12 protein-coding genes and 2 pseudogenes are annotated in these 17,844 nt (G+C 70.1%); 12 read left to right on the top strand and 2 right to left on the bottom strand.

What is annotated here, in order from left to right; translation table 11 throughout:
• The first annotated feature begins 50 nt into the window (after positions 1-50).
• Together LCH29_RS41610 and LCH29_RS41615 are read left to right on the top strand one after the other, a co-directional pair.
• Entirely contained in the window at positions 51-5,012 is a 4,962-nt protein-coding gene (locus LCH29_RS41610) for a hypothetical protein (RefSeq protein ID WP_446466877.1), read from the top strand.
• 88 nt (positions 5,013-5,100) lie between these two features.
• A pseudogene (locus LCH29_RS41615) lies at positions 5,101-5,220 on the top strand (bifunctional metallophosphatase/5'-nucleotidase); the annotation flags it as partial.
• Between the two features lie 132 nt (positions 5,221-5,352).
• Here the strand turns inward: LCH29_RS41615 and LCH29_RS41620 are convergent.
• Positions 5,353-5,460, bottom strand: a pseudogene (locus tag LCH29_RS41620) (integrase core domain-containing protein); the annotation flags it as partial.
• Positions 5,461-6,008: 548 nt separating this feature from the next.
• Positions 6,009-7,049 carry an LLM class F420-dependent oxidoreductase gene (locus LCH29_RS41625; RefSeq protein WP_446466878.1) on the bottom strand — a complete coding sequence of 347 codons (1,041 nt, stop codon included), beginning with the start codon at positions 7,047-7,049 and terminating at the stop codon, positions 6,009-6,011.
• Positions 7,050-7,241: 192 nt separating this feature from the next.
• Between LCH29_RS41625 and LCH29_RS41630 the strand changes: the two genes are divergently transcribed.
• The 10 genes from LCH29_RS41630 (at position 7,242) to LCH29_RS41675 (ending at position 17,843) form a co-directional block, all read left to right on the top strand.
• Positions 7,242-8,099: an ABC transporter ATP-binding protein gene (locus tag LCH29_RS41630; protein WP_446466879.1), complete on the top strand. Its 858-nt coding sequence runs from the start codon at positions 7,242-7,244 to the stop codon at positions 8,097-8,099.
• On the top strand, positions 8,096-8,914 hold the full coding sequence (locus LCH29_RS41635) for an ABC transporter ATP-binding protein (RefSeq protein ID WP_446466895.1): 819 nt from the start codon (positions 8,096-8,098) through the stop codon (positions 8,912-8,914). Before LCH29_RS41630 ends, LCH29_RS41635 begins: the two co-directional genes overlap by 4 nt.
• Entirely contained in the window at positions 8,914-9,804 is an 891-nt protein-coding gene (locus LCH29_RS41640; RefSeq protein ID WP_446466880.1) for a branched-chain amino acid ABC transporter permease, read from the top strand. Before LCH29_RS41635 ends, LCH29_RS41640 begins: the two co-directional genes overlap by 1 nt.
• Positions 9,797-10,894 (top strand): branched-chain amino acid ABC transporter permease, encoded by a 1,098-nt coding sequence (locus LCH29_RS41645; protein WP_446466881.1) that lies wholly within the window; start codon positions 9,797-9,799, stop codon positions 10,892-10,894. Before LCH29_RS41640 ends, LCH29_RS41645 begins: the two co-directional genes overlap by 8 nt.
• 110 nt (positions 10,895-11,004) lie before the next feature.
• Positions 11,005-12,246 carry an ABC transporter substrate-binding protein gene (locus LCH29_RS41650; protein ID WP_446466882.1) on the top strand — a complete coding sequence of 414 codons (1,242 nt, stop codon included), beginning with the start codon at positions 11,005-11,007 and terminating at the stop codon, positions 12,244-12,246.
• A 111-nt stretch (positions 12,247-12,357) separates the two neighbouring features.
• A complete protein-coding gene (locus LCH29_RS41655; protein ID WP_446466883.1) occupies positions 12,358-13,014 on the top strand; it encodes a TetR/AcrR family transcriptional regulator in 657 nt (218 codons plus the stop codon).
• 204 nt (positions 13,015-13,218) lie between these two features.
• Positions 13,219-13,983, top strand: a complete 765-nt coding sequence (locus tag LCH29_RS41660; protein ID WP_446466884.1) for an SDR family NAD(P)-dependent oxidoreductase — start codon at positions 13,219-13,221, stop codon at positions 13,981-13,983.
• A gap of 69 nt (positions 13,984-14,052) precedes the next feature.
• Positions 14,053-14,817 (top strand): crotonase/enoyl-CoA hydratase family protein, encoded by a 765-nt coding sequence (locus LCH29_RS41665; RefSeq protein WP_446466885.1) that lies wholly within the window; start codon positions 14,053-14,055, stop codon positions 14,815-14,817.
• Positions 14,818-14,824: 7 nt separating this feature from the next.
• Entirely contained in the window at positions 14,825-16,015 is a 1,191-nt protein-coding gene (locus tag LCH29_RS41670; protein WP_446466886.1) for a CaiB/BaiF CoA transferase family protein, read from the top strand.
• 64 nt (positions 16,016-16,079) lie between these two features.
• Complete coding sequence (locus LCH29_RS41675) at positions 16,080-17,843, top strand: class I adenylate-forming enzyme family protein (protein ID WP_446466887.1); 1,764 nt, start codon at positions 16,080-16,082, stop codon at positions 17,841-17,843.
• Position 17,844: the final 1 nt, after the last annotated feature.

Below are 17,844 nucleotides of genomic sequence, written 5' to 3' on the forward strand. Positions count from 1 at the left end.
GCAGGGGACGGGCTCGGCGCACGCGTGCCGGATTCGAGTGCGGGGGACGCATGAGCGATGAGGCCGAGGTATTGCTGTCGGCGCTGCAGGCACGGGTCGACCGCTGGGTTCACGGCGCGGACCCGGCCGGAGTGTTCGACGACCGGGCTCCGGAGGAGTTCGAACGACTGCTGAACATCGTGCGGGAGACCTGGCCCGTGGATCCGCCGCCCCGGTTCATAGCGGTGTTCGCCGAGTTCTTCCGGTGCCGCTATTCGGCCCGTCCCGAGGAGTACGCCGAGGACCTCGTCGTCAGCGGGAACATGTTCGCCCTGATCTACGATGTCGAACCCGGGAGAGTGCCGGAGCAGTTGCGCCCTCTCGTCGCCGCGAGCCTGATCACCAGTTCCGACCCCGGCCTCTGGGGCGTACTGGTCGCGCGGGCGGAACTCGGGCTTCCGGTCCCGCCCGGTGTGGTGGACAGGCAGCCGACGTTCTCCGACGGAAGGGACCGCCCGAGCTTCCTGAGCGGGTGCGCGAACGCCGTGGCCACGCTGTACGCGGAAACGGGTGTCCGGTCCGATCTCGACGACTCGATCCGACTCTGCGAGGCCGCCGTCGACCTCGCCAGCCCCGATCACCGCCACCGGGCGGCCCTGTTGCAGAACCTCGCGGTCGGCCTGCGGGACCGCGCGCTCCTCGTTGGGTCCTCCGAGGACCTGGACCGTGCCGTCGACGTGGGGCGGGAAGCGGTCACCGCGTCTGCTCGTCCCGAGACCCGGGGCCATCGGGCGACGGTCCTCAGGAACCACGGCATCACCTTGCAGTGCCGTTACGACAGAACCGGTCGGCTCGAGGACCTGCAGCACGCCATCAGCGCCTTCGAGGAGGCCATCGAACTGTCGGCGGACGGCCCGAACCGGGCGAAGACCCGTTCGTTGCTGTCGAGCGGGTTACTGCGGCGCTTCGAGCACCTCGGGAACACGGATGACCTGGACTGGGGCATCCTGCAGGGACGCCAGGCGCTGGACGGTCTGGCCGCGGACGATGGCGGGCGGCCCGCCGTGCAGGGCAATCTCGGAGTCCTCCTGCGGACCCGCAACGAACGGGTCGGAGCACCAGACGATCTCCACGAGGCGATGGAACTGCTCCGCGGCGCGGTCGAGTCCATGGACGCGAACCACCCCGATCGCTCCACCACACTGGCCAATCTGGGCAACGCCCACCTCGATCGCTCCGTGCTCCAGTCCTCGGCACGGGACCTCGACGACGGCATCGCGCTGCTGCGCCAAGCCGCCGAAGTGGCGGCGCCGACGAGCCGAGACCGGTGCCGCAGCCTCGGTCAGCTGGGCAGCGCGCTGTACCGGCGCTTCCTGCGGGTGCGGGAAGTCCGTGACATCGATGAAGCGGTCGAGGTCCTGCAGACGGCTGCCGAGACCTTGCCGGACACGCACATCGAGCGGCGGCCGACCCTCAACGCGCTTGGAGTGGCGCTGCTGGCCCGCTTCGATGTGACGGACGATCCCGAGGATGTGGAGCGGGCCCACCGGACCCTCTCCGAGTGTCTTCGCCTCAGCCCGGTCGGAAGTCCCGACCGCTCCGGAGCGCTGTCCAACCTCGCCTCGACGCTGTACCTCCGGGCACGCCGCGGCGACCGCGCCGAGGACCTCACCGCGGCGATCGATACCATCCGGTCGGCGGTGGACACCACGGCCCCCGACCATCCCGAGAGGTCCGGCATGCTCACCAAGCTGAGCATTCTGCTCCGCTCCAGATCCCGCTTGGAAGACCGCCCCTGCGATCTCGACCTGGCCGTCGACGCGGCCTGGGCCGCACTGCAGGCGCCGGTCTCCAGCCGGCCCGACCGTGCCCACGAATCCCTGGCGGTCGCTCACGCCCTCATCGACCGGCTCGCCGTGAACGCCTCCGTCGCGGACGCCTCCGCCGCGGTCGCGTTGCTGCGGAAGGTGGCACGCAGCGCGACGGCCGACGTGTACGCCAGGCTGGAAGCCGCCCGGGCCGCCGGTGACCTCACCGTCCGAGTCGGCGGGCGACCGGGCGCGGCGGTGGACGACTACGACGTGGTGGAACTGCTCCCCCTGCTCGCGTGGCACGGGCTGGAACGCACATCGCGGGAACGCCTGCTGACCGAGTGGCCGGGGCTGGTGCGCGACGGCGCCGCGGCCGCTGTCGACGCCCTCCGGCTCCCGCGCGCCGTGGAACAACTCGAGCGGGGGCGGGCAGTGATGTGGAGTCAACTTCTCGCCGTGCGCGGTGATCTCACGAGACTGTCGGCCGAGCACCCGGATTTCGCCGAGCGTCTGACCGACATCCGCAACGAACTCGACAAGACCCCTTCGGCGCTTCCCGAGGAGGCACCGGCCGTTCCGGTCCCGCGGTCGAGCCCTCACCGCCCGGAGGCACCACGGCTCCTTCGCGTTCCCGGCGGTGACAAAGGGCCCGTCGAGCGGGACCCCGTCACCTCGGATCCTCGGCCGGACGAGCCGGGGACCGAGGAGCTGTCCGCCCTTACCGCGGAGGCAGACCGGCGCGTGCGCGCCTACCGTGCACTGCGTGATCCGGAACCTGTCCTGCACGACCGGGCGGCCGAGGAGGTCCTGAGAATCGGTGAACTCGCCGGCGCGGCGGGCCGAGACTGGGTGGAGGCCGCGGCGGCGATTCACGCGGCCGCCTGGCTGCGCTGGTGCCGGGGCAGGGAACTGCCGGGGGAGCAGGGCGCGCGGGAATCGCTGACGGCGTTCGAGTCCTTCGGACGGATCTGGGGAATGTCCCTGGACTTGGTCGCGCCGGGTCTGGTGGACCCGGAACTCGCCGCCCGCACGGCGGAAATCCGTCCGGAGACGGACTCCGTGCGTCCGGAGGACGGTCCGCTGATCCTGCGCATCTCCGGCACGGAATTGTTCTCGCGTGATCTAGCGGGCCTGGCGAAGGCGGCCGCCGATCTGGGACGCCTGGCCGGACACCTCGCGGAGGACGACCCATTCCGTCCACTGTGTTCGGCCCACGCTGCCATCGTGTACATGTCCAGGTTCCGAGTGTCCGGGGACGGCGCGGATCGCCGGGAGGCCGTTCGGTGCGCTCGCGACGTGGTCGCCCGCGGGCAAGCGCCCGTCGTCCGGCTGATCGGCCTGTCCGTGCTGGGCGAGGCTCTGCTGCTCGGCGTCGCGGCCGCCGGCGTGTCCTCCGGTGATACAGGCGACCTCGACGAGGCCGTGGGCTTTCTGCGCGAAGCCGTCGACCTTGCCCGTGAGGTCGAGAGCGAGGTCGATCCGGGTGATGAGGGAGCAGTGCGCGACACGACTGCGGACCGCGGCCGACTCAACTCGCTTGTGCTGCTGGCGAACGCCCTGCTCGTCCGGTACCGGGTACGGGCGGACGGGTCCGACCTCGACGAGGCGGTCCGCGGGTGCCTGACCGCATTCGGTCTCCTCACGCCCGAGCACCGTGCCCATCCGGAAGCCCGCAAGGTCTTCACCGCCGTGCTCGAAGAGGTCAACAAGGACTCGGACGACCCGGCGCGTTTGGAGCAGTCACTCCTGCTGGGCCGGGCGTTGTTCGCCATGACGGGCATGCCCATGCCGTCCGAGACGGGGACGCCGGACGCGGCTGCGGAGATACCGGAGAACGCGGAGGCCGGCCGTCCGAGCGATGCCGGGAGCGAGCGGTTCTCCGTCCCGCGGCGAGCCGACGGCCCGGCCGCCGACACTCACGCGACCGACGTGACCTTCGGATCCGCGACGGTCGCGGCCACCGTGGTCGACGACACCGATCACGAGCGCTGGCTGGCCACCGTACGGCGGATCTGCCGAAGCGGTGGCGTGGTGCTCGTACCGGAAATCCCCCCTCTGCGGAGGAAGCGTACGCGGGAGCGCCTGGAGCTCTTCGACCTCGAAGGCATGGTGGAGCGCGTCGGCGACTGTGCGGCGGTGCCGCTCGAAGTCTTCGACGAGAGCGTCACCTCCGGCCTCGACGCCCTGCCCGGCGAGCTGCGGGAGCATTTCCCACTTCTCCTCGGCGTCCAGGCTTTTCCGTGCCTGCTCGCCGGTGCGACCACCCTCCGCAACCTGCTGTCGGACAACGGCATCTCGCTGCCCGACGGCCTCGTGTCGCGGTCCCGGCCCGTGCGCACCGACTTCCGGGAGTGGGTGCATCTGTGGGCGCCGGGGGACGACGATGAATCGCCCGCGCACATCGAGGAACGCCTGCGCAGGGGTGACGGGCGGAGCGTTCTCGCCTACAGCGTGGCTCAGTTGCTCGCGACCGGCCACCGAAACGGTGCCCTGCACGGCGACGCGCGCTGGGAGAGCTTCGCCTGGTCACCCGAGCGGGGGTGCGCCGTCATCCTTGCGCACGACGCCCGCTATCTCGACCAGCCGCCGACACCGGCCCAATGCGCCACGGACGTGATGCCCTTGCTGCCGTCCCTGTCACGCCCGAGCTGGCGCGCCTTCCGGCTCGGATACCTCCGTGGCCGGCCCGACGGGCCCGACGGAAGGAACGTGATCGACCTCATCGAGTTCGGTGACACCACCGGCTGGATGCAGGCGATGGCCCGGAACGACATGGTCGAGGCCGTGGACCTGCTCGGAGAGGCGCTCGACCGGTGTGGGCCCGCCGACCAGGTGGGCCGGATGGTGATCACCGCCAACCTGGCGGAGGCCTTGAGCCGTAGCGGTCGGCACGAACAGGCGTGCGCCGCCGCCGAGGTCGCCTGGTCGGCCGGCCGGACCCTGGCTCCTGAGTTCACTCCGCTGCTGGCCCTGCAGGCGGGACTGGCCAGTCTCCGAGCGGGGGACCGCGACGCGGCGGTCGAGACGATGCTGGGCCTGACCATCGGTGTCAGCACACCTCTGGTGTTGTCGGAGTACGCCATGCGGGTGGTGGCCCACCTGTTCCCCGGTGACGGCGACGTCCCGGCCCTTCCGGACGAGGAACTGCCGTTCATCGCCAGAAGGGGAGACCAACTGGTGATCCTGGACAAGGCGGTGACGAACGAGGGCGACACGTCGTGAACGCCGCCGCACAGGCCGCATCCGCAGGCGTGCTACAGGCGCCCGTCCCTCTCGCACCGCCCGGGCTCCAGCGGCGGGCCCCGGAGGGAACAGCGACACCTACGGTCCCGTGAACATCGGCGACACCCTCGTGGTCAAGGGCGGCGAACTCGGCGCCGGATACGCTGCCGCAGAACCGGTCGGCTCCAGCTGGGCCGCCCGCACCTGCCCTTGCCGGAAACCTCATCCGTGCAGGTCACGCCGCATGCCGGTACTCGTGGAGGATGCCCCCGAGGCGATCGCGTCGACGTATGGCGAGGCGGGCTAACGTTGTGCTTGCCGAATACTTAATCCGTGCAGGTCACGAGGCATGTCTGTATTCGTGGAGGATGCCGCCAAGGCGGTCGTGGCGTCGTATGTCGAGGTGGCTTAGCTTGTCGGGATCGTCGGCGATGCCCTGGTGCGGTCGTCGCACAGCTTCACTCGTATTTCGGTGGTGACGTGCGAGCAGTTCGCCGACACCAAGCTGTCCGTATGCCCAATGCGCTGGTCCATCAGCACCATTGGCGTGCCCAGGTCGTCCATCAGCATCTTGTGCCCATGCCGCATAGCCGCGGCCGCCGCGCAGCGCGTCGTCGAGCGCACTCGAAATGGCCGACCACGGGGCGGCGCTCACCTGGCCGTGCCCGGCCTGCTCCGGTGAGCTGGTCATCACGGCGGGCGGTCGTGGCGACCGCGATCTGGTGGCGCAGGGACAGGATCTCTACATCTTTATCCCGGTCGCTCGTCGGTAGCAGACGCAGCGCCGCGAACGCATAGCGAGGTAGATCAGTCGTAGCAGCACGATCGATCATCATGACGTGTGGACCACCGGCTGCGCGAGAGCGTCGATTCGAGCGACTGCGGCCGACCAGTGTGAGGTTCGGTGCAGGCCTCCGACCAGGGCGGATGACATTCTCGGCAAGCGCACCGTCCCGGCTGAGGGCGCCCCGCCCGCATCGTGCCGCGCGCGTGACGTCAACCCAGCATATCGCGCAGTCGCTCGACGGCGTGGAGGCGTTCCCTGTGCGTGTCGGCCAGCGGCTTCACGCACAGGGTCGTCACTCCGGCGGCAGCGAAGGCATCGAGCTGTCCGGCGATCTGCTCCTTCGTCCCCACCAGGGATATGGCCCTCAACAGTTCCTCGGGAACGGCGGCTTCGGCCTCCTGCTTCTTCCCTGACAAGTACAGGTCCTGGATGCGCGCCGCCTCCTGTTCGTAGCCATACCGACCGGCGAGCCGGGCGTAGAAGTTCTTGTTCCGCGCGCCCATCCCCCCGATGTAGAGGGCCAGTCGTGGCCGAGCACGGTCCAGCAGGTGTTCCACGTCGTCGCCGACGGCCAGAGGCGCCGTCACCGTGATGTCGAGCGTGCCCAGGGCCGCATCGCGCCGGGCCAGCCCCGCGGTCAGTGCCGCTCCCCACACTTCGGCGGCCTTTCCGGGATGGAAGAACACGGGCAGCCAGCCCTCGGCGAGTTCGGCCGTCAGCTCGACGTTCTTCGGTCCGATCGCCGCCAGGGTGATGGGGATGCGGGAGCGGACCGGCTTGTTGACGAGTTTCAGGGGCTTGCCGAACCCTGTGCCCCGCTCGGCTGGAAGCGGAAGCGGGTACATCGGGCCCGGGTGCACTACCGGTTCGCCCCGCCACACCTGACGGCAGATCTCCACCACCTCGCGGGTGCGGCTGAGTGGCGCGTCGTACGGCACCCCGTGGAAGCCCTCGATCACCTGCGGTCCCGACGCTCCGAGGCCCAGCGTGAACCGGCCGCCGGAGAGATCGTCCAGACTGGCGGCGGTCATCGCCAGGAGCGACGGCGTACGAGTGAAGACCGGGAGGATCCCGGAGGCGAGCTCCAGGCGTTCGGTACGAGCCGCGAGGTAGCCCAATCGGCTGACGGCGTCGAACGAGTAGGCCTCCGGCAGGAAGGCGATCTCGACCCCTGCCGCCTCGAAATCCCTTACGGCACCGACCGATTCGATGAAGTCGCCGCTGTAATCCAGTGTCATACCGATACGCATGCGAAGGTCCTCGTCTTCTGACCGACTGAGATTTATCGAACGATCGTTTAACACCGTACCGGCCTTCCTGTCCAGGCGGAACCGGCGACCTCGTAGTTCTTGACCTCCTGCCGCTTCAAGCGATCATGTGCAGGGGCCTTGACCGAGTGACGTGGCTCACACTACGTTCGCGCTGGCCTTAACGAACGATCGATGAGTGACGCATGGCGTCGCTTCAGGGCGGCAAGGGAGGCCGACGTGCTCGAAATCGATGGACTCGTCGTCCGGTACGGCGCTCGCGCGCCCGTTCTGCGGGGGGTGTCCCTGGACGTCGGCGGCAGCGGCGTCGTCGCGCTCCTCGGCAGCAACGGCGCCGGCAAGACGACGCTCATGCGCGCCGTCTCCGGCACGCTCGGCCTGTACGGCGGCGGGGTCACCGAAGGCTCCGTCCGGTTCCGTGGCGAGCGGATCACCGGTGCGGACACCGCCCGCGCCGTGGCGCACGGGCTCGTACAGGTACCGGAAGGACGGCACATCTTCGCCGGTCTGACGGTGGAGGAAAACCTGAACGCCGGTGCGCTCACCGTGCGGTCGTCGGCGGTGCGTGAGCGCACACGCCGTCGGATGTACGAACTCTTCCCGCTGCTCGCCGAGCGGCGACGCGCCCGTGGCGGGACGCTGTCCGGCGGCGAGCAGCAAATGCTCGCCATCGCCCGGGCGTTGATGGCGCAACCGAGACTCCTGCTTCTCGACGAGCCGTCCCTCGGCCTCGCGCCGCGGCTGGTGCATCTCGTGGGCGAGACCATCCGCGAGCTCCGTCGGGAAGGGGTCCCCGTCCTGCTGGTGGAGCAGAACGCGGCGATGGCGCTTTCGGTCGCCGACTCGGCCTGTGTGCTCGACCTCGGCCGGGTCGTGCTGAGTGGACCGACGGACGAACTGGCACAGAGCGACGACGTGCGCCGCCTCTACCTGGGCGCGGACGCGCACGCCGACCAGGGCGCCGGCGGATCCGCACCGCGGCCCGGGCCCGGAACCGGAAACACGCCGACGCTGAGCAGGTGGTCCGGATGACGACGACTCACACGCAAACGGCACCGGAACTGCGCGTCGAGGACGTGAGCGTGGTGTTCAGCGGCCTGCGCGCGCTTGACGGCGTGTCATTCACCGTGCGGCCCGGAGCGATCCACGCCGTGATCGGTCCCAATGGTGCCGGGAAGACAACGCTGCTCAATGCCCTGTCGGGGATCTACCGTGTCGCCTCGGGCCGCATCATGGTCGACGGTCAGGAGGTGACGGGCCTGCGTCCGGACCGGGTGGCACGGAGGGGAGTCGCCCGAACCTTCCAGAACATCGTCGTGTCACCGGTCGAGTCCACGCTCGACAACCTCATGGTCGGACGGCATCGGCTGACCCGGTCCGGCATCGCCGCGACCGCACTGGGGCTGGGCCGCGGTGAACAGCGTGTCCACGAAGCGCGGGTGCGCGACATCGCGGAGTTCGCCGGCTTGTCCGGTGTTCTGGACCGCCCGGCGGCGGGCCTCGCCTACGGGGATCTCAAGCGCCTGGAGTTCGCGCGGGCGCTGTGCCTGGAGCCGCGGTTGCTCATCCTCGACGAACCGGTCGCCGGGATGAACGCCGCGGAGAGCGCGGAACTTGCCCGGCTGGTCTCCGCGGCACGTGACGCGCTCGGTCTGACCGTGGTGTTCGTCGAGCACGACATGGGAGTGGTCATGTCGATCGCCGACCGCATCACCGTCCTCGACTTCGGCAAGGTCGTCACGGACGACACACCGGCACACGTAAGGCAGCATCCGGACGTGATCAGCGCCTATCTGGGAGCGCCCATGGAATCCGGAAACGACCAGGTGGCGGAGAGGTTGTCGTGATGACCCGCGGAGTCGAAATCCTGCTGAACGGTGTGTCTTTGGGGTTGTTGTACGCCCTGATCGCCCTGGGCTTCGTCATCGTCTTCAAGGCGACCCGCACGGTGAACTTCGCGCACGCCTCGTTTGTGCTCTTCGGCGTGTGGGTGGTGGCGCAGACCAGCCCGCACATCGGCTTCGCGGCCGCCGTGGCGCTCGGCCTGGTCGCGGCCGGGACGCTGGGGCTGGCGGTGGAGCGACTGCTGCTGTCCCGGGTCGACGGCCGCAAGCATGATGCGCTGGCGATCCTCACCATCGGGGTCAACGTGGTGCTCACCGCGGAACTGAGCTGGCGCATCGGGGAGAGCGTGCTGCCACTCGGCGCTCCCTGGGACGGACACGTGGTCCACTTCGGCTCAGTGGTCCTGCCCTTGTCCGTGATCATCACGATCGTCACCGTGCCGCTGCTGATCGCCGGTCTCGCCGCGGTTCTCCGGCACACCGGCTGGGGCCTGGCCATGCGCGCCTCGATCGAGGACCGGGAGGGTGCGGCGCTCGCCGGTGTCCGGCTCAAGCGGGTCTCGGCAGGTGCCTGGGTGACGGCCGGCGTCCTTGCCGTCGCGGCCGGCATCGGTCTCGCGTCGTTCCCCAGCCCTGGCGTGGCCGTGAGTACCGGGACCGCGGCCATCAAGGCGCTCCCCGCCGCGATCATCGGCGGCCTCGACTCGCTCGGCGGGGCGATCGTGGGCGGCCTGGTCATCGGCATCGCCGAGGTGACCGTCGCCGAGTACCAGGACGCCCTCTCCTTCCTCGGGCGAGGGCTTGGGGACGTCGTGGCCTACGTGATCATGATCTGCGTTCTGCTGTGGCGGCCCTCGGGCCTGTTCGGCGCGAAGGAGGTCAGCCGTGCCTGAGACGTCCCGGCTCCCCAGGGCAGGGCGTGTGCCCGCCCTGTGCGTGCTGACCGCCGCCCTGGTGGTCCTCCTCGCACTGCCCCTGTATGTCTCCGCGTTCTGGCTGAACATGGGCCTGTTCGCGATGGCGGCCGCGGTCGGCGCGATCGGCCTCACCATCCTGCTCGGCGCGGCGGGACAATTGTCCCTGGGACATGCCTTCTTCGTCGCTGTCGGCGCATACGGCTATGCCTTCCTGGCCGGAGAAAGCGGCGGCGGGGTGTCCGGTCTCGGCCTCCCCCCGCTTCTCGCCGCGGTCCTGGCCATCCTGCTGGCGGGCGTCTGCGGCCTGCTGTTCAGCCCGGTCTCCAGCCGCCTGCGCGGCATCTACCTGGGCATCGCCTCCCTGGGCCTGGTCTTCCTCGGCCACCATCTGTTGCAGAACATGAAGCCGGTGACCGGCGGCTTCGAGGGCCGGACCGTCGTGCCGATGTCGATCGGCGGGTTCTCCTTCTCCGACCAGGCGGAGGTCACCGTCCTGGGCGTTCCGTTCGGTGCCGCCGAGAGCCAGTGGTATCTGTTCCTCGTCGTCACCGTCGGGGCGGCGCTGCTCGGCCGCAACGTCCTGCGCGGCCGGCCCGGCAGGGCGCTGAGGCTCATGAAAGACAGCGAGATCGGCGCGAGCGCCATGGGCGTCGACATACGACGCGCCAAGGCGGCCGTCTTCGTACTGTCGTCGATGTATGCCGGCGCTGCCGGTGTGCTCACGGCACTGGCCTTCCAGCGCACCGTCCCCGACTACTTCAGCCTCCACCTGTCGGTCAGCTATCTGGTGATGGTCATCCTGGGCGGCCTCGGATCCGTGGGTGGCGCGATCGCCGGTGCGGTCTTCGTCACGACACTGCCCCTGCTGTTCTCCCGGTACGCGGATTCCCTGCCGTTCGTCACCGGAGCCGGCGGGCGGGGACTGGACGCGTCGACAGCGGCACAGTTCGTGTACGGCGCGGTCGTCATCGTGGCCGTGATCGTCCAGCCGGGCGGTCTGGCGGCGTTGGGCGGCGCCGTTCGACCTCCACGAAGCCGCCGCCCGGCCGCGGCCGCCGCTCCCTGAGCCCCCGCACCCCAGCCGTCCGTCGCCTCAGACACTCCAGACCCGCCCCCCACCTTGCCGGACGTGTGCTGTCAACCACCTCATCCGCTTCTCAGCGAGGAGACACACCGATGCACAAATCGCGCACAGTCGGCCTGGCGGCCGCGGCCCTGGCCTTCACGCTGGCGATTGCCGGCTGCTCCACCAAGGCCGAAACGGCCGGAACCGCCGCCGCGCCCGGGGTCAGCGATTCCACCATCAAGCTCGGGGTGCTGATGGATCTGTCGGGCCCGTTCGCGGGCACCGGCAAGACGATCCTCGACGCGAGCAACGTCGCCGTGAAGGAGATCAACGCGGCAGGCGGTGTCTGCGACCGGAAGCTGGCACTGGTCACCCGCGACCACGGCTACGACCCGCAGAAGGCCGTCGCCGCGTACGACGAGATGGATCCGCAGGTCCTCGGGTATCTGAACATCCTCGGCTCACCGGTCGTCACGGCGCTGCGGGACAAGATCGAGGCGAAGGACGAACTCGCCGGCCTGACCACGTTCGCGTCGACCCTGCTCGGGGACGAGCACCTGATCGTCCTGGGCGCCACGTACGACATCCAGACGATCAACGGCCTGGACTGGCTCGTGAGGAAGGGCGAACTGCGCAGCGGCGATTCCGTCGGGCATATCTACCTCCAGGGAGAAATCGGCGAGAACAGCCTGCGGGGCAGCAAGTTCGCTGCGGGGAAGCTGGGGTTGAAGATCGTCGGCCAGCAGATCGAACCCACCGCAACCGACCTCACCAGCCAGGTCAACGCGCTCAAGTCGGCGAAGGTGAAGGCGATCGTGGTCGACTCGACGCCCAAGCAGGCGGCTTCGGTGGCGGCAGTGGCGCAGGCGGCCGGCATGGAGGTGCCGATCATGGGCGGGGTGTCGACCTTCGCCACCAGCCTGCTCAGGACGTCTGCGGCGCCCGCGCTCACCGAGCACTACACCAGGCTCTCCGGGCTCGGCGCCCTCGGCGCGGACAACGCCGCCGCTCGCAAGCTGGCCGATGCCTGGAGGGGCCAGTACGGTAAGGCACCGGAGGCCAGCAGCGGAGTCGTCCACGCCTATGCCATGACCAAGCTGTACGCGGAGATACTCGGCAAGAGCTGCGAGGAGCTCACCCGTCCGGGCGTGCTCAAGGCCCGCGGCGCTGTCACCGACTTCACGCTACCGGGCCTGCTCCCGCCTCAGGACTTCTCCGATCCCGCTGAGCCCAGTTCGCGCGAGACCCAGGTGCTGGGTGTGGACAAGGGTGTCTTCGCCGGAGTCGAACCACGCGGTGACTTCTTCGCATCGGACCTGGCGAAGGAGTACAAGGTTCCGTCGGCCCCATGACACCGGGGACTGTGCCCGGCGGATCCGGCGGTGGCGGTCCGCCGGCCCTCGGCTCCCCCATGGCAGGGGGCGGCTTTGTCGATCGGTCGTTCGTTCTGGGAGGCTGGGGCCATGGATGCGACGAGCGGCAAAGCGGCGGGCAAGAGCGGCAAGGCGGCGGACAAAGATCCCTCCGGCCCCCGGGGAAACGGCCGGGGGGCCATCATGGACGCCGCACGGGACGTCTTCGCGGAGCGCGGCTACTTCGGCGCCTCCATCCGTGACATCGCCAAGCGGGCCGGCATGAGTCTGTCCGCCCTGTATTACTACTACTCCGGCAAGGCGGAACTCTTCCACGCCCTGATCGAGGACTCGCTCGACGACTACTTCCGTCACTGCGAGAAGGAACTGGCCCAGGCCGGTGACGACCCCGCCGCGCGGCTGGCCGCCCTGGTCAGGGTGACGGTCGACTACCGGGTCCGGCGGCGGGTCGAGAGTCTGCTGACCCTCCAGGAACTCCGTTATCTCGAGCCCGAGTACCGCAACCCCATCATCGAAAGACGGCACGCCGTATCGGGACTCTTCCAGAAAGTCATGGACGACGGCATGGCCGGCGGAGTCTTCCGGACCCCGCACCCGGACGACGCCCGCCGGGCGATCATGGCGATGTGCAACGCCGTCGCCCAGTGGTACGACCCGTCCGGCGACCTCGGGACGACGGAGCTGTGCGACCGGTATGTGCGGCTGGCGTTCGCCATGGTCGGGCACGACGAGGCGCCCGGCCGCTAGGGCGCCCGCACTATTCGTCGCGGTCATTGACAGTGGCTGAGACGGCGCCTAACTTAACGATCGTTCGACAAGTACCGTCTCTCCATCGGCTGCGGTCCCGACCGCAACGGCCGGGCCCGTGGCCCGGCGCACGACGGCAGTCGCCGAGCCTTAGCGGCACCGGCGGCGGCAGATCCGACACCGGCTCGACCGACTGGAGTGTCCATGCAGACCAGCGGAATATCCGCGGTGGTGACCGGCGGCGCGTCGGGGCTCGGCCTGGCGACGGCACGGCGGCTCCTCAAGGCCGGCGCCCACGTCACCATCGCGGACCTGCCCTCCTCGGACGGCGACCGCGCCGTCCTCGACCTCGGCCCCGAGGCCGTCTTCGTCCCCGCCGACGTGACGAGCACCGCGGACATGACCGCCGTCCTCGACACCGCCGAGCGGACAGGAGCGCTGCGCGCGGTCGTCCACTGCGCGGGCCGCGGCGGTCCGCTCCGCGTGGTCAACAAGGACGGCACCGCTGGTGATCTCGACCATTTCCGCGCCGTGGTCGACGTCAACCTGATCGGCACCTTCAACGTGCTCCGGCTCGCCGCCGCCCGCATGGCCCGCAACGAACCCCTCGACGGCGACCGCGGCGTGGTTGTCATGACAGCGTCGGTCGCGGCATTCGAGGGACAGATCGGACAGGCCCCGTACGCGGCGTCGAAAGCCGGAGTGGCCGGCCTGACCGTGTGTGCGGCCCGAGATCTGGCGAGCAAGAGCATCCGGGTCGTCACCATCGCGCCCGGCTTGTTCGACACACCGATGCTCGGCAGAAGGCCGAAGGAGAAGCTCGACGCGCTCGCTGCCGCGGTGCCCCACCCGCCGCGCCTCGGCGCGGCGGACGAGTACGCACAACTCGCCCTGCACATCATCGAAAACCCGATGCTCAACGGCGAGACCATCCGCCTCGACGGCGCGATCCGCCTGGCCCCACGCTGAAGGCCGGCGCTCAACCGATACTCCCCCACCGCGACCACCGCTTGGCCACCGAGCCGTAAAGGAGCTGCCGTGGCAGACGAAGTACTGGTCGAGTACGGCGACGGCATCGCCGTCATCACCATCAACCGACCCGAATCCCGCAACGCGGTCACCCGGGCCGTCGCGGAGGCGATCGCATCCGCGCTGGACGAGTTGGACGAGCGTGACGACCTCACGGTCGGCATCATCACCGGCGCGGGCGGCACCTTCTGCGCGGGCATGGACCTCAAGGCGTTCCTGCGGGACGAACGCCCGTACATACCGGGGCGCGGTTTCGCCGGGCTCACCGAGGCCCCGCCGCGCAAGCCGCTGATCGCCGCCGTCGAGGGCTACGCCGTGGCGGGCGGATGCGAGATCGCACTCGCCAGTGATCTGGTCGTCGCCGCCGAGGACGCCAAGTTCGGGCTGCCCGAGGTCAAACGCGGTCTGGTGGCGGTGGGCGGAGGGCTGCTGCGGCTGCCGGGCCGTATCCCATACCAGATCGCGATGGAACTCGCTCTCACCGGCGATGTCCTCACCGCGGACCGGGCCTACCACTACGGACTGGTCAACCGGCTCACTCCACCCGGCGGCGCGCTGAAGGGGGCGAGGCTGCTGGCCTCCGCCATCGTCGCCAACGGTCCGCTCGCCGTACGGGTCACGAAACGTGTCCTCGTGGAGTCTCCCGGCTGGCCGCGCGACGAACTGTTCGACCGCCAGAAGCCGATCACCGAGCTGGTGTTCAACTCGGATGACGCCCGGGAAGGCGCGTCGGCCTTCACCGAGAAGCGCGCTCCCGTCTGGCGAGGCCGGTGAACGGCCGGTGAACGAAGAACAAGACCGGAAACGCGTGAACGGCGCGGTACCCGGTGCGGCCCCGGGGCCGCTCACCGGGCTGCGGGTCATCGAGCTGGGGGGCATCGGGCCGGGGCCGTTCTGTGCGATGCTCCTGGCCGACGCCGGTGCGGACGTGATCCGTGTCGAGCGCCCGTCGGACGTGGCTGGCAGGCCCGATCCCGTCCTGCACCGGGGCCGGCGCTCGGCCGCCATCGACCTCAAGCACCCGGAAGGCGTCGGCGCCGTCCTCGACCTGGTGGCGGATGCCGATGTCCTTCTGGAGGGCTTCCGGCCGGGGGTGGCCGAACGGCTCGGCGTGGGCCCCGGCCCATGCCTGGACCGCAACCGGCGCCTGGTCTACGGACGGATGACGGGATTCGGACAGGACGGGCCGCTCGCGCCGCGGGCCGGGCACGACATCAACTACATCGCCCTGTCGGGGGCCCTGGGAGCCATCGGACCGGCCGACGGGCCGCCGGTCCTGCCGCTCAACCTGCTCGGCGACTTCGGCGGCGGTGGCGCACTGCTCGCCTTCGGTGTGCTCTGCGCGGTCGTGCAGGCACGCGCCACCGGGAAAGGCCAGGTCGTGGACGCCGCCATGGTGGACGGGTCGGCTCAGCTGCTGGCCATGATCTACGGCCGTCTGCACCAGGGGCGGTGGGCCGATGACCGGGGCGTCAACTACCTGGACGGCACAGCCCCGTTCTACGGCGTCTACCGCTGCCGTGACGGCGAGTACGTCGCGGTCGGCGCGATCGAGGCGCCCTTCTTCGCCACCCTCCTGGAACGGCTCGGCCTGGTCGCGGACGCCGACTTCGCCCACCAGTGGGACCGTTCCCGCTGGCCGGTCATGCGGCAGCGCCTGGCGGAAGTCTTCGCCACCCGGACCCGCGACGACTGGGCCGCCATGTTCGCCGACGCCGACGCGTGCGTCACCCCCGTGCTGTCGCTACTGGAGGCACCGCGCCACCCCCACAACGCCGCACGCGGCACCTTCCTCACCGACGGCGCGGGAGCCCTCCAGCCCGCCCCGGCCCCCCGGTTCGGCTCCTCCGCCCCTCGCCGACCCACCCGGCCGGCCCCGCTTCCGGGCGAGCACACAGCGCAGGTCCTCGCCGAGGCGGGCCGGAACCCCGAGCAGATCAAGAAGCTTTTCGACGCGGAGGTCGTGCGATGAGCCGGTGCACCGCGCAACGGCCCTGCATGGCCGAGCGCAGGCCGGCGCGTGAAGGGAGTGACACATGACCGACTACTGGCCCGCGGGACTGCCTCGCCGCCTCGACTACCCCGATGTCCCGCTCGGCGCGGTGCTCGCCGGCTCGGCCCGCCGCTACCGCGACCGGGCAGCCGTGCGCGACGGCGACCAGGTTCTCACCTTCACCGGCCTGCACGAACAGGCTGCCGCGTTCGCGGGCGGCCTCAGAGCGCGCGGCATACGGCAGGGTGACGTGGTCGCCCTGCACCTGCCGAACACCCTGTGGTTCGCCGTCGCCTACTACGGCATCGCACTCGCCGGCGCGACAGTTTGCCCGGCCAACCCCGCCCAGCCGGCCAGGGCCCTGCGCGCCCAGCTCGCCGACTGCTCCGCGGCGGCCGTGGTGACTCACCCGGAGCCGGCACCGGTGCTGGCCGAGGCGATCGGCGGGCTGCCGGTCCGGCTTGTCGTCATCGTGCCGCCCAGCGCATCGGCCCCGGCCGACGGGCCGGACGACTGCGCACAGTTGTTCGGGAAGGCGGGCACCGCCCTGGAGGACCTCGTCGCAGGCCAGAGCACCCATCCGCCAGAGGTGCTGGTCCCCACCGACTCCGTCGCCCAGTACGGGTACACCGGCGGAACCACCGGAGCCCCCAAGGGAGTGCGCATACTGCACCGCAACATCGTCGCCAACACCATCCAGGTCGCCTGCTGGCGCTCCGGCGCGCTCCCCGGGCTCGACAGCGAAGGCGGTGTGGTGCTGAACCCCTTGGAGACCCCCGACGACTACGCCCTGGCACCGGGAAGCTACGTCACGTTGTGCATCTCGCCCTTGTTCCACGCTCTCGGCCTGATCAGCCTCAACTTCTTCCTCCTGTGCGGCGCCACCACCATCCTGAGCGGCCGCTTCGATGCGGAGTCGTACCTGGAACAGGTGGAAAGGCACCGGGTCACGTACATCCCGGGCGCCCCCGCGCTCTGGCACGCCCTACTGGCGACACCGGGAATCCGCACGCGGGACCTCACCTCGGTCAAGGCCGTGGTGTCGGGCGGCGCCCCCATAGACACGAACACGTTGGAGAAGCTGACAGAGGCCTTCCCCAACGCCGCCGTCATCGAGGGGTACGGCCTGACGGAGGCGACAGCGACCGTGTCCAGCGGCCCGATCGCGAAGGCCGGGCTGCGCAAGCCGGGCAGCCAGGGGGTTCCCCTGTTCGACACCCAGTTGGAGATCCGGGACCCGCTGCGTCCCGGCCGGAAGGTGCCGCGGGGCGAGCGCGGCGAGATCTGGGTGCGGGGCCCTCAGGTGGCCTCGGGCTACCTCGGCCGCCCGGACGAGACCGCCGCGCAGTTCGTCGACGGCTGGTTGCGCACCGGCGACACCGGCCACCTCGACGCGGACGGCTTCCTGTACGTCTCCGGCAGGTCGAAGGACATGCTCATCTACAAGGGCTACAACGTGTACCCACGTGAGCTGGAGGACATCCTCGGCGGGCACCCGGCAGTGCTCCAGGCGTCGGTCGTCGGGAGGGCGGTGCCTGCCGTCGGCGAGGTCCCCGTCGCCTTCGTGGTCCCCGCCGCTGAGCCGCGCGCGATGGCCGAGGAGCTGATGGAGTACGTCGCGGAGCGCGTGACGCCGTACAAACGGATCAGAGAGGTCCGTTTCGTCGACGAACTTCCCCTGTCCCCGGCCGGAAAGGTGCTGAAAACCGAGCTCCGCCGCTTGGCCCGGACGACGCGGGGCCCGGGCGAACCCCTCTCGGGCACACAGGAAACCGGCGCGCCGGACACGGCGGAAAGGCAGGTCTGAC

Source organism: Streptomyces sp. BRA346 (assembly GCF_052851135.1).

Excerpts from the sequence above, each read along its gene's own strand:
- LCH29_RS41660 (WP_446466884.1), top strand. The coding sequence starts at position 13,219 with ATGCAGACCAGCGGAATATCCGCGGTGGTGACCGGCGGCGCGTCGGGG.
- LCH29_RS41640 (WP_446466880.1), top strand. The coding sequence starts at position 8,914 with ATGACCCGCGGAGTCGAAATCCTGCTGAACGGTGTGTCTTTGGGGTTG.
- LCH29_RS41655 (WP_446466883.1), top strand. The coding sequence starts at position 12,358 with ATGGATGCGACGAGCGGCAAAGCGGCGGGCAAGAGCGGCAAGGCGGCG.
- LCH29_RS41635 (WP_446466895.1), top strand. The coding sequence starts at position 8,096 with ATGACGACGACTCACACGCAAACGGCACCGGAACTGCGCGTCGAGGAC.
- LCH29_RS41625 (WP_446466878.1), bottom strand. The coding sequence starts at position 7,049 with ATGCGTATCGGTATGACACTGGATTACAGCGGCGACTTCATCGAATCG.
- LCH29_RS41610 (WP_446466877.1), top strand. The coding sequence starts at position 51 with ATGAGCGATGAGGCCGAGGTATTGCTGTCGGCGCTGCAGGCACGGGTC.
- LCH29_RS41630 (WP_446466879.1), top strand. The coding sequence starts at position 7,242 with ATGAGTGACGCATGGCGTCGCTTCAGGGCGGCAAGGGAGGCCGACGTG.
- LCH29_RS41650 (WP_446466882.1), top strand. The coding sequence starts at position 11,005 with ATGCACAAATCGCGCACAGTCGGCCTGGCGGCCGCGGCCCTGGCCTTC.
- LCH29_RS41675 (WP_446466887.1), top strand. The coding sequence starts at position 16,080 with ATGACCGACTACTGGCCCGCGGGACTGCCTCGCCGCCTCGACTACCCC.